Annotated in this window: 7 protein-coding genes and 1 pseudogene; 5 read left to right on the top strand and 3 right to left on the bottom strand. The window is 57.8% G+C overall.

Going from position 1 to position 12,098, the window contains the following annotated elements:
• From IVA96_RS29780 to IVA96_RS29770, 3 genes are all read right to left on the bottom strand, one after another.
• The coding region (locus tag IVA96_RS29780; protein WP_247420883.1) for a polysaccharide deacetylase family protein at positions 1–471 on the bottom strand (471 nt) is incomplete at its 3' end.
• Complete coding sequence (locus IVA96_RS29775) at positions 468–1,100, bottom strand: NodA family N-acyltransferase (RefSeq protein ID WP_247333179.1); 633 nt, start codon at positions 1,098–1,100, stop codon at positions 468–470. The genes IVA96_RS29775 and IVA96_RS29780, both read right to left, overlap by 4 nt.
• A complete protein-coding gene (locus IVA96_RS29770) occupies positions 1,097–1,513 on the bottom strand; it encodes a response regulator (RefSeq protein WP_247281338.1) in 417 nt (138 codons plus the stop codon). Before IVA96_RS29770 ends, IVA96_RS29775 begins: the two co-directional genes overlap by 4 nt.
• Positions 1,514–1,955: 442 nt before the next feature.
• Between IVA96_RS29770 and IVA96_RS29765 the strand changes: the two genes are divergently transcribed.
• From IVA96_RS29765 to IVA96_RS29745, 5 genes and pseudogenes are all read left to right on the top strand, one after another.
• A complete protein-coding gene (locus tag IVA96_RS29765; RefSeq protein ID WP_247281308.1) occupies positions 1,956–2,900 on the top strand; it encodes a LysR family transcriptional regulator in 945 nt (314 codons plus the stop codon).
• A gap of 2,377 nt (positions 2,901–5,277) precedes the next feature.
• On the top strand, positions 5,278–5,997 hold the full coding sequence (locus IVA96_RS29760; RefSeq protein ID WP_247333180.1) for a MerR family transcriptional regulator: 720 nt from the start codon (positions 5,278–5,280) through the stop codon (positions 5,995–5,997).
• Positions 5,998–7,362: 1,365 nt separating this feature from the next.
• Entirely contained in the window at positions 7,363–8,439 is a 1,077-nt protein-coding gene (hisC, locus tag IVA96_RS29755; protein WP_247420884.1) for a histidinol-phosphate transaminase, read from the top strand.
• Positions 8,440–8,649: 210 nt separating this feature from the next.
• Complete coding sequence (locus tag IVA96_RS29750; protein ID WP_247420882.1) at positions 8,650–9,678, top strand: LLM class flavin-dependent oxidoreductase; 1,029 nt, start codon at positions 8,650–8,652, stop codon at positions 9,676–9,678.
• 2,288 nt (positions 9,679–11,966) lie between these two features.
• Positions 11,967–12,098 (top strand): annotated as a pseudogene (locus IVA96_RS29745) (chitooligosaccharide deacetylase NodB); the annotation flags it as partial.

Below are 12,098 nucleotides of genomic sequence, written 5' to 3'. Positions count from 1 at the left end.
GGCAACAATCGCCTCGGCGCCAGGACGAGACCAGTCTTGCGGGTCGACTGACCAGTGCAGGGCTGCCAGTTCCGCCTTCGCCGACGCGGCGAGGGCCTCCTTGGTCCAAGTCCCATACGGCGCACGCATGTGCCGCACAGAGGCTCGGGGGCAGGCCATTCCGATCATCTTGTTCGTCGTGAGGATCTCGTATTTCACCTCATCCGGCATGCATTTGGATAAATCCGGGTGCGTCATTGTGTGGTTTGCGATTTCGTGCCCTTCTGCAATGATGCGCTGGATCAGCTCCGGCTGACCCGCTGCATATGCACCGATCACGCAGAAGGTGGCGGGGGCCCGATGCTGCGCCAGCACATCCAGGATGGCCGGCGTGCAATGCGGGTTGGGCCCATCATCAAATGTCAGATAGACGCAGTGCTCTCCGTCGGAGTAGTCGCTCCGCGCTTCAGTCTCGTCGTCTGCGGACGTCACAGTTCCGGCCCGTTTCGTTCAATCATCTCACCGGCCGGCCATTCGCTCATTGGCCTCGCAATCGGCAGAACGAGGACGACCACGTCCTCCACGCGCGTCGGAGGCACAGTGAGATAGATATCCGAACGAGTGGACCGGACACTGAGCCCTGGCAAAACAGTCGCCAATCCCTGTCGCCCGAGCAGCCGGGTAATATGTTTCTGCAGGGCGGATCGGACCGTGCCAAAGCCGAATGGCACCCCAAGATCTCGCAATACCGGATACATCACGCGGATAGAGTGGCTGATGCCGAGCCCCTCGAGATCCGGGCGTACCCCGTACAATCCGAGTTCAGCCACAAGCAGATCGACCTCACCAACTTTTATGAAGCGGCGCAGTGCGCCGATGTGAATCGCGACGCCACGATCGTCATAGCCGATTGCCCGAATCTCAGGCCTTGCGCCGGCCCAGCTTCGATGATCTTCAAAGGGCTTTGCATTGAATGCCCCGGTCGGACCATAGGTCTTCCGGAAGAAGTCGGACAATTCAATATGGTCAGCAAGTTGAAGCTCATTCTCCCAGCACAGCCTCCAACGAACTGGAGGGCGCGCCGAAACACCTCGTCTGGATTCGGGCGCGATCATTTTCATAGAGAGAAATTCCTATTCATTATCTGACTCCTGACGCAGGCCAGCAGTTCGCTACGCTGGAAAGGCTTGCTCAAGAACTGGAGTCCAGCTTGCAGAACTCGCCTCATATCCTCTTCGGAGTTGTCTGTGAGCAGAACGGTGGGAAGCGCGCCTCCGGATGCAGCAAGATGATGGAAAAGCTCAAAGCCACTCATCCCGCTCGACTGCATGTCCGCGATCAAGCACGACGTGATCAAACGGCGGCCCGATTTTAAGAACTCGTCTGCGCTCTCGAAGGGTTCGGGTACGTAACCCGCGGAAAACACCATATCTGTCAGAGCTTCACGCACTGACCGATCTGCATTCACAATGGATACGACGTCGAGCGTGTGCGCAACTCGCATCAGATTCGCCAGGGACGCCTTCGCTTGCATGTTCCGCACGATTTCTCCGCAGCAAGGACGCAATCGGATGCGACCAAAACACATTTGGCACCCGCAACCGAAGGGGTCCAACTGGAGGGAAATCTACGGCCAGGTTGAGCGTTCGCTCAATTCTACGGCGGTACACGGCCGGTATAGAATGGGTTGGCGAAGCCATACGATGGTTTGCTCGTCCTATACGCCCACGCACATCTGCGGATCCCCACCGTGCTAGCTCGCCGAGATATGACTTGCGCAACACGCGCGAAACTGCGACCGCACGGTCCAGATGTCTTGATCGATCCCTGGCGCTGGGCTGAGACGCGCTACGATTTGTAACCATTCTGATAGATCTGACATCTCGCTAAACTATCCTTTGCTATCCTCATTCGGTACAAATGGTAAAATCGATTGTATCGATAGAACACATTCATACGGTGGATCACTCAAGATTATGCGTTTCAAGGGACTCGATCTGAATCTCCTCGTCGCGTTCGACGCCCTGGTGACGCAAGGCAATCTCACTGCGGCGGCAAGAAGCATCAACCTCAGTCAACCTGCCATGAGTGCTGCCGTCGCGCGGCTTCGCACTTACTTTCGCGATGAGCTATTCACGATGAGGGGCCGGAAGCTTGTCCCAACGCCGCGGGCTCAAGCGCTCGCAGTCCCGATTCGCGAGGCTCTCGCTCACATTCAGCTCTCCATCATTTCTCCGGACGGCTTCACTCCGTCTCAATCGAATCGGCGATTCAGGATCATCCTGTCCGACTTCATGACTGTCGTGTTTCTTCGACGAATCGTGGACCGCGTCGCGCGGGAAGCTCCGACAATCAATTTCGAGTTGCTGCCGCCCGTAGAGGAACCCGATGAACTTCTCCGGCGCGGTGAAGTCGATTTCCTCATGTACCCGGAGATGTTCATGTCGAGTGCGCATCCCAAGGCGGCACTGTTCGAGGACACTTTCGTTTGCGTGGGCTGCCCGATGAACAAGCAGCTGGCGCCGCGACTTACGTTCGAGAAGTACATGTCGATCGGGCACGTGGAAGCCCAGTTCGGGCGCTCCCTGAGGCCCTCCTTCCACGAATGGCTCTTGCTCGAGCATGGTTTCAAGATACGCACTGAGGTCGCTGTGCAGGGTTTTGGTATGATTCCGCCTATGTTATTGGGCACCAACCGTATAGCGAGCATGCCCTCAAGATTGGTCAGCCATTTCGCAAACACGATGCCCCTGCGGGTCATCGAACCTCCGCTGCGACTTCTCACATTCACCGAGGCCGTCCAATGGCCGGCCATTCATAATACTGATCCCGCAAGCATTTGGATGCGCAACATGTTCTTGCAAGAGGCATCCATGATGGTCTCTCCGTCCGAGACCAACCAATGTCACGGCCCGTTCTAGGATTGTTCGGCCGTTTGCGACCTACTCCTCGTTAACCAGATCTACGCCAGGCTCGAAGCACCGGTCCTCGCTGGTGTTCGGATTGGCGCGCTTGAGCGTAGTTTGATCGGGTCGGCGGCGCTATTGATCTCGCGCTGGCGTGACGATCTTGCGCGTCATACAGCTCGTTCGGCGGCGCTCCGCAATGACTTTCCGCTGATCCGACGGGCTGCGTCGCGCTGTTCTACATGAGCTGAGCTCAGAGCTCGCGAAATGATCCGGCCAGTCAGGTGAACGAGATCCGGCCTCGGCACTAAAATCCCTTGAATCGTACACCGCGTCAGGTTGTAGACCAAGACCTGCGATCGAGGCTGCAAACGTGGACACTGCTAGCGCACCCGCACCGCTCTTCGCCTGCCGTTGGGCATTCTCCTTGCCGCACTGTCCCGGCGATCGCAGCAGTAATGCCGAAGCTCGTCAGTAGCTAAACGCCTCTTTGGCGGGCCGCCCCACATGGTCGATGCCGGCTCGTTCGCGTCGAACCAACTTGTTCTGCCGAACGCCAACGCTGTCCACAGTCGCGTCCGGAAGGCGCAACGCGAGCTGGCGTAACTCGGGAGAGCGGAACCTGCAAGTGAGAGGTCTGCGCAAGGTTGGCATGGAGGTTGAGACACGTCATCTCAACGGCTTGTCTTACTCTTATACTCGATCCCGCATGACGGAGCGCAACCGCAAACTCGCTGGCCGCAGGATCAACCTGGATCCACCCGCCGTGAGCTCGCGGCATTGTCCCGCTGCGCGCGTGCTTGGGGGATGAGTGTTTATGATGAGAGGACGGCAACTGTGCCAATGTCCGGCGCACGGAAGGGCTCGTCGCTCCCATTCGCCAAGCCCTGCTCCACCTACAGCTTTTGCTCGTTTCGGGCGACATGGTCAATCCAGCCACATCGGATCGTGGGTGCAGGGTCATCCTTTCGGATCTCGCGACAGTCGTGTTCTTTTCGAAAGTGTCGTGGCGCGTGGCGCGCGGGATGCCGCCGCCGTTAGCCCCGAGTTGCGGCCCCTCACCGCTGTCCCCGAAGAGCTACTTCGGTGCGGTAACATGATTTGCCTATCTTACCCAAAGCATCTATGTCCAGCGCTCGCAGACCAAAGCGATACTGTTCGAGGATGAAAGTGAGTGAGCTTCTGGACGAGCAAGCCATTACCCGCGACAGCTGGACTGTGCTGCCCAACACTGATCCGGCTCACGTCTGGATATGCGAGTTATTGCTGTAGGAGCTATGGCACGTCATTGTTTTCCCGGCGCGGCCGCGCGGCGCCCGGGGCCTGTTGACCTGTTTTGAGCGCCTCCAGGTCCAACGGATACGGAGCGATCCTTCAAGGCTCGGTCCTCAATCGCGAGTAACGTTTCGCCAGCCGCGCGAGGTGCGCTTGCGTTGAGATACATGCCGGGAATGGTTTTGCGGCCCGCCTTCTCTCATTCTACCGACGCTTTGGGTCGCGGACTTGCGCCGTTGAAGAGCAGCCATCATTTTGTGGCATTCCAAAACCCGATGTTGCCATGCGCGAACAACGCCTTCGCGCCGGCAAAGCCATCTCAACAGGACTAGCATCGTGTCGAAAATGCTGTTAGGCGCCGAGCGGGCGGCCGCGTCACGATGTGGTGGTAAGACTGATCTGCGATGATTGACCAATCAACGCCGGCTCGACGATAGACATCAAAGCAAGGATTCGACCGAAAGAGGCCCATCTGATCAGATCAGTACTGTGTCTGGGCCGCCGTTCGTGAAGCCGTGTCTCAAGAGCAAGCGGGGCTGCATGTATCTGCTTTCGCTTCGCCTGGCGATCAGACAGCAGATGGCCCACTGCTGCGGCAGCATCCAGCAGAAATTGCACAGTTTCGGTTAGGGCAGTGTTGGACAAAAGGGAAGCAAACGCCGTGTTGCACAACGGCACCACACGAACGTCCTGTCACATTCTTTCGCGCACGTCGCCGCTCCGTCTCCTTTTTGCCCCACCACAGCCAAACGGCTTCGTCACGTGCGGCGCCGGTGCGACAATCAAAGGAGCTTACTCTTGGATAAGCCGAGCGGAGTCTACGATCCGGAGGATCTCGCGAGCTTGGGAAACCTTTTTGATCGAGCAATCGCGTCTTTACCGACATGCATGCGAACCAGCGAGAATCGCGTGGCGATCGCCAGACTTGTGATGCAACGCGCAGCGAGGGACGAATTGGCGTCGCTGGCGAACTTGATGCTTGCACTTGTCTCGGCCGCTTGATCAACAGCATGCGCTCAGTCCTCCCGGGGGTTCGCAGCAAGAGACCATCATCTAGATCATTGAAATAACTTGATTCTCACGTGACGTCAGGTTGTAGGCTTGCAAATTGAGGACCATGACAAACGCCACACCACGACGGCGCCGATGGCGCATTGGAGAACTTGCAGAGGCGACCGGCGTAACGGTACGCACTCTGCATCACTACGAACATACCGGGTTGTTGACGGTCTCGGAACGTACCGATGGCGGTCACCGCATGTACGATCGAGAAAGCCTACAACGCGTCTCTCAGATTCGCGCGCTACGTGAGCTCGGCTTCTCGCTTCCTGAGATCCGCAAAGCCATCGAGGGGCGGACATCTCTCACGGACCTATTGCGCAACCATCTGGAGCGAATCGAAGTTCAAGTCGCGCGGGCGACACTATTACGGGATCGATTGCGCAATATGACGACGCAAGGTGAGACAGAAGTCAGTGTCGACGAGCTGCCGGCCACGTTAGATGCAATGTCGCGGATTGAGGAGCGTACCCCCTCGGCCATCTGCACGTGCGCCTCTAACGCTAGCCGCGAAGATCGGTGGCGGAAGATTCGGGACGAGCTACGTAGCTGCATGGATCGGGGCGAGCCTCCATGCAGTGAGCGGGCAAATGCGGTCGCGCGTCAGGCCCGTTCGCTGCTGACTGAGATCGCAGGAGTTGACTCGACTGTCTCGATGATACTTAAGGTGCTGACGCGATTGACCGAACCACACAATCTCGCCGGCTGGGATGCGAGCCTCATGCGATACCTGGATCTCGCCCTCGCCGCGCTGGAGGACCAGCTGGGAAAGAGTTGACGCACGCGGTTGCCCGCGACTCGGTTATTGCAATGTCTCTAAACCCAATGAAGTGATGCTGATCCTTGTCTGACTGAGGATCGTTGGCCCGTAGCAATTCGCCTGCGAATCTGCGTTGTCGGCACTCTTTGGGGTTCTTCGCACTGTGGATTTTGGCAATCAACCTCGACGAGCACCCTTCGAAGTACTTGATTCGCACGTAGCGTCACATTGTACCTTCTAAAAGCATCGACGCAGCGGCGGGGCGACCGAGAGCGCCGGCTAGGCCGACGGAGACTCCAATGATCGGCATCACTTTCGGAAATTCCCGGTGAGAGCGCTGGGCGAGAACAAGTCGGTAGATGATCGTCTTTGGCCATTGCTGGCGACTGCGCAAACGGCACGCTCTTTACCTTTATGCCGGCCTCGACGACGAATGCTGCAGGGGCAGCCGCTGTCGCCAAGCTCAAGGGTACGAGCCTATCTAACGCAGGTTGCACGCTCTAGATGCCGCAGTTCAAGCATGGGCAGGCTCGGTCAAACGGACGGGCACTTCGATGCCGCGCGGGTCGCTGCGGTCCTACTTCGGGCTCAATCGACACGGCCATTGCCACGGTTCGATTCGACTCGAAGGGAGACAATGCCGCTTCTGGGTTCATCGTTTACCGCTGGCGCGACAATACCATCGAAGCGGTCGCGCAGACCTGACCGCCCGCACCAACACCGCACGGAGCGTTCGAATGATGAACCATCCTCGACATAGCGATTACGCGCTGCTCACGTGCGTCGCAGTCGCCGCAGTCGCAGCATTTCTCGCCCTCGCGGCAATGCTATCAAAGCTGTCGTGCACGCCCGAACGGCCGCCCGAAGAGTACGTTCCCATTCGCCTGGTGCCACTAGAGTGAGCATCACTTCCACATTCGTAAGGCCGACAAACATCGGTGACTTCTTCCAGCTAGTGAAACTGATGCGCACCTCGCTCTCGGGAGTGAGCTGCCAGGACCTCTTTAGAAGGAACGTAGCTTGTGGCAAGATGTCAGTCGTGCGCAGTCTGTCTGCGGATTATGCGAGTTCAAGCCAAGCGTTAGCAGCGCTGTTCGGCCGAGTGGACGTGGCGTTGCCTCCCCTCGTGAAACAGGTATTCGCTGGAATAACGCCGCGCGCCGCCTGATCCGTGCTGATCGCTGCCGGACTTTGAGACGGGCTCTGATCCAGTGCGGCGCTTAGATCTGAGCCCGCCTATGGCACCCCACCCCTCACATTCATGCACGCCTTGCGCTTCCCGGCTCCGAACACAGCGCGCGCATCACGTAGGCTCGATGAAGGCCGTCAACTGCTCTCGCCGACAAAAGGGAGAACACCAAATTGGATGCAAAACTGCAAACTATGCTTTCCTCGCTCTCGCCGGTGGCTCGCGAATTGGATGCTCTGCCGTCCGGGCGACCCACCCTGGATAATACTTGCGTGAAACTGAACACGAATGAGAACCCATTTCCTTTGCCAGCCATCGTGATGCGAAGCGCAATTGCAGCTCTTGAGGTGCAATACCGCTATCCAGAAGACGACAATGTCAGCTTGAGACAAGCGGCGGCAGCGGCCTATGGGATTGCCACTGATCGCGTGATGGCTGGCAATGGATCGTCTGAACTCCTCAGTCTCATTTACAGAGCCTTTCTTGCCCCGGGCGACGGCATCGCAATGATGTCGCCCGGCTTCTCATTCAATCGCAAGCTTGCCATGTTGCAAGGGGCCCGGTTCATTGAAATTCCCTGGTCTGAACCCGACTGCTTGCCGATGGACGAGCTGCTTTTCGGTCCGGCTAAACATGCCAAGTTCATTCTGCTGGCCAATCCGAACAATCCGACCGGAAGCTTTGTTCCGCTCGCTGAGATCGAGCGCCTCGTTATACGATCTGACCGATTGATCGTACTGGACGAAGCTTACGTCGATTTCGCACCTGAGGACGGCCTACGCCTCGTTGAGCGCCATTCGAATCTTCTGGTCCTGCGCACGTTTTCCAAGAGTTATTCCGCCGCTGGCATTCGCGTCGGCTTCGGTTTCGGCCATCCCGAGCTGATTGGGCGGCTTCGCAACATCCAGAATGTTTTCAACATGAATGTGGTCGCTCATGCCGTAGGCATGAGCGTCCTTGCGCATCGCGACGCCTACGAGGAGAACCATCGCCACGTAAGGCTTGAGCGTCAGCGCGTAGCGGCCGCGCTCTCGGAATTTGGGTTCTCCGTAACGCCTTCCCACGCGAACTTCCTCCTCGCCCGTGTGCCGGTAGGCCAGGGTGGCAGGTGGTGGCAGGCGGCGTTGCAAGACCAGAGCGTCCTCGTTGCCTTCTTTCCGGATGCCGGCCTGCAAGAGTGCATTCGGGTTAGCATCGGTACAACGCGCCAGATGGATGCGTTTCTTGCGGCTGTCGGCAGCATTCTTAAGAAAGTGGGATGCCGTGGCTAGTGACCCCTTCCACTCAGGTCACAGATCCCCGTTCGTCATCGATCCGGACCCACACATGATGAAGCTTCGCGACGCAGCCGGAGTCAGTTTTTGTCCGATCGGCGCATTGCGAGCTGTTGAGAACGGCTTCGCAGCATATGCACCGCAGTGCCAGCGAGCGCCTCTTCCAAAACCCGGAGGACTTCGGTCCTCTCTATAGGAGATAACTGAGTGAGAAACGTTCTTCCCTCAAACCTGACCTGCGGCATCTTTGATCATCTTGACGAGGACGGCCCCGATATCGCCCGGCAATACGCGGACCGCCTCGCGCTGGCGGAGGCCTACGACCAGCTCGGTTTCTATGCCTATCATCTGGCGGAGCATCATTGCACCCCCCATGGACGCGGTCCATCGCCGAACTTGTTTCTGTCAAGCGTCATACAACGCACACGGCGACTTCGCGTTGGTCCATTGGTCATGCTGCTCAACCTCTACCACCCGTTGCGGGCATTCGAGGAGATCTGCATGTTGGATCACCTGAGCAGCGGCAGGGTCGAGGTCGGTCTTGGTCGCGGCTCCCTACCGATCGAACTGAGTTATTTTGGGGTTGGAGCCGATGTTGCCTCAAGCCGTTACGAGGAAGCTTCCCAAATCTTCGTTAACGCGATGAATGGCGGCCCGCTCTCGTACGAAGGGCAACATTTTGCGCTGAGCGACGTTCCTTTGACGCTTTCACCTCACCAGCGTCCTTGTCCCCCGACATGGATTGCTACAAATCGGCCAGAGTCCGCGCATTGGGCGGCGGCGAATGGCGCTAATCTGGCGTGCATGGGGCCCTCTTCTGCCGTTCGCAAGGTAACAGATCGCTATCGCGCTCATCAAAACGCCAAGCATGACGCCAACGGTTCAGCACCATTTCTCGCATTACTCCGCATGATCGTAATTGCCAGCTCTGAAGCAGCCGCCCGCTCCCTCGCCGCGCCAGCCTACGAAACATGGCTCAAGAGCTTTAAGTTCCTGTACGAGCTCAATGACATCCCGCCTCCATCCAACCTGCCCCTAACCTTGGATGCCGCAATTGACAGTGAACTGTGCGTCGTCGGAACGCGCGCTTCGGTGCGCCAAACTCTTCTCGATCATGTGGAAGAAGCAGGCGCCAACTATCTCCTTTGCCAGCTCGCCTTTGGATCTCTGTCACTGGATGCCTGCCTCAACACAGCAACTGCGATTCACTCCGAGCTCATAGCGGCAGAGCACTGACGGTGAGCCAACAGAGATTCCAATAAGTTCGTCCTTGACCAGGCAATAAATGGCAACACCGAGGCCCATGAGCACCGCAGCCGGATGCATTTGTCAGGCCGTTCTTATGGTTCAAATGGCTCTTACGCGCATGAGACCCCTTTCGACTACATCACCAAACAACGGCAATAAATGCCCTGTCTCCCATTTGCGCGCGTTGACATTGCCCGAGCAGTGGTTTGCTTGGACAGGTGAGTTGGCTCACGCTCATCCCGCTTTGGCGCGCCAGTTCGTCGATCGCATTCCACACGAATCCAAGATGCGGCTTATCGCACGGGCGGGCCTGTCGTGACGCGGTCCCGGCAGCGCTCCGACCAGACGGAGGAGATCGCGCGTAAGCTCGAGATCCTGCTGGCGGAGTTGGCTTCGCTGCGCATTCTGCCGGCTGCGCACGGAATTAGCACCCCTCCACCTCTGCATGAGGACTACCTCACCGTTCAGCGATTCGCAGCGATGAACCACATAAGCCCCGGAGGCGTGCTCTCTCGGATCCGCCGCGGCAAGTTGCGCGCGGAGAAGCGCGGTGGCCGCTGGTGGGTGAAATGCACGGTTTGCACAGCATAGCCGTGCAGTGGCGAGGACAATAAGACAGACGAAATGAACCAATCCGAGATCGGGAATCCAGGACATGGAAATGATCTGCGCGTTCAGTTGCTAGCTTTTCTGAGCTCGGCCGGACAGCCGATGGAGAATCGATCGAGGTCGACGTGGCGCACGACCAACACACCATCGCCAGATCGGGAGGCTCGATCTCGATGCACCCACGCAATCACAAAACGGGTGGGCGCCCCGAGCACCGGGATATCGGATGACCACCTTTGCGTGACCGGGATCACTCACTCAATTCGGCCTCGTCAACAGAGCGATCCCGAGTGAGAAAGCGGAAGAGCACGGATGCGTGGCAGAAGTCCAACTCCGATGCCGCTGCATGTATTGTGGCAAATGGAAGCGGCGCACGCCCTCCATGTCAGTTTTGCACGTGAGCCACCGCACGCTACCGGGTTACGGCCTGGAGCACAGGAAAGATAAATGCCTTGCTCGCAAATCGCACACTTTGTGAGTTCCCGTGAGCATATCTTGAACGTCCGTCTCACGCCCGCTGGGGCGTAGCAGCGGACATGTATCCCAGTCACTCGCCTGTTCAGGGTCGCCTCGCGCGCCGGTGTCAAAGGGGACAGGTCTGATTTCGCTGGGATGGTCGCCAGAATCTGGCTGGAGAAGGAGATAGCCAATGGTGTCACCAAGACTGATGTCAGTCCTCGGGTCGATGGTAGCAGTCGAGCGTATGTTTTGGAAACTTCGAGAATTGATCGATGGCGACAGCTCGATCTCACCTGAAGTTCGAGAGACGCTTCATGTAATACTAGATGCAAAGCTTCTTTCCGCAAAAGATAAGATTATGAGCGACGCGCGCACTGCGATTGACGCAACTCCTGGTTTGCCTCAGGCGGTCCGCGATCGAGCATACAGGTCGCTCGACTTTGCAATGAAAATGTTCATGACCAGAACCGCGCCGCCCTAAGGACCTTTTAAGGAAGTCGGTATCTGCAGCGCTCATCCCAAGATGCATTGATCCATGCCCCGCTCCAGCGAGCGCTTGCCCGGACACTTTGCTGTGCAGCGTTGGTTAGCCGAGCGGCTTCGATTGAGCTCCTGAGCAGCTATGAAGCTGATGGGAATGGAGCAAGCTTGGGTGCGCAGCTGCCGAAATGCTGCAGGCTGTTTTTCTCGAGCATCCCGCACCAGCCTTCTCTGGCCATCTTTAATGGTCCGCTGCTTCAAGCCAATGTGCGAGTCCCCCTCAGCTCTGTAACTTGATCATCGAAAGGACCGGCCAGGTGTCGTCATTAGGCAGCGGCGTAGGCTCGACTCTGCTCGTGGGAAGCAGCGCTTGAGTTGATCCAGCTCAAGCATCATGATTCGCGTTCCCGAAATGGCTTCGATGCCTGGCTAGGACCTTCACCGAATGGACGGTCGCATGCTGAGCCATTCTTCGGCATGCGCCTGATCAATTGACTCAAGAGGATCGGCTCACGCAATCAGTGTTGATGGATCCCTCTTGGCCCATCCACAGCACGGATACTTCGCATCAAAACAATAGATTTTACCAATATTCTCCAAATCCACAAAGCTAACCGCCAGCTATCTGATCCCGGATGGCCGCGCTTGACGCGCATCTGTCCGGTGGCGCGCGGTGAGCCCTTTGCGAGTCAACAGGGAACTGGAGTGTTTTCGATGCGGGCTCGTGGCCGCGGCACATGTGTGCGCCGTATGGGACTTGGACCAAGGAGGCCCTCGCCGCGTCGGCGAAGGCCGAACTGGCAGCCCTGCACTGGTCAGTCGACCCGCAAGACTGGTCTCGTCCTGGCGCCGAGGCGATT

Source organism: Bradyrhizobium sp. 159, assembly GCF_023073795.1.
GTDB lineage: Bacteria > Pseudomonadota > Alphaproteobacteria > Rhizobiales > Xanthobacteraceae > Bradyrhizobium.
The sequence above is the reverse complement of the archived record's forward strand: the minus strand, read 5'-3'. Positions and strand labels throughout refer to the sequence as shown.

Bases quoted from the DNA above. Each gene is read 5' to 3' on its own strand.
- IVA96_RS29775 (WP_247333179.1), bottom strand. From the start codon at position 1,100: ATGAAAATGATCGCGCCCGAATCCAGACGAGGTGTTTCGGCGCGCCCT.
- hisC (WP_247420884.1), top strand. From the start codon at position 7,363: ATGCTTTCCTCGCTCTCGCCGGTGGCTCGCGAATTGGATGCTCTGCCG.
- IVA96_RS29760 (WP_247333180.1), top strand. From the start codon at position 5,278: ATGACAAACGCCACACCACGACGGCGCCGATGGCGCATTGGAGAACTT.
- IVA96_RS29770 (WP_247281338.1), bottom strand. From the start codon at position 1,513: ATGCAAGCGAAGGCGTCCCTGGCGAATCTGATGCGAGTTGCGCACACG.
- IVA96_RS29765 (WP_247281308.1), top strand. From the start codon at position 1,956: ATGCGTTTCAAGGGACTCGATCTGAATCTCCTCGTCGCGTTCGACGCC.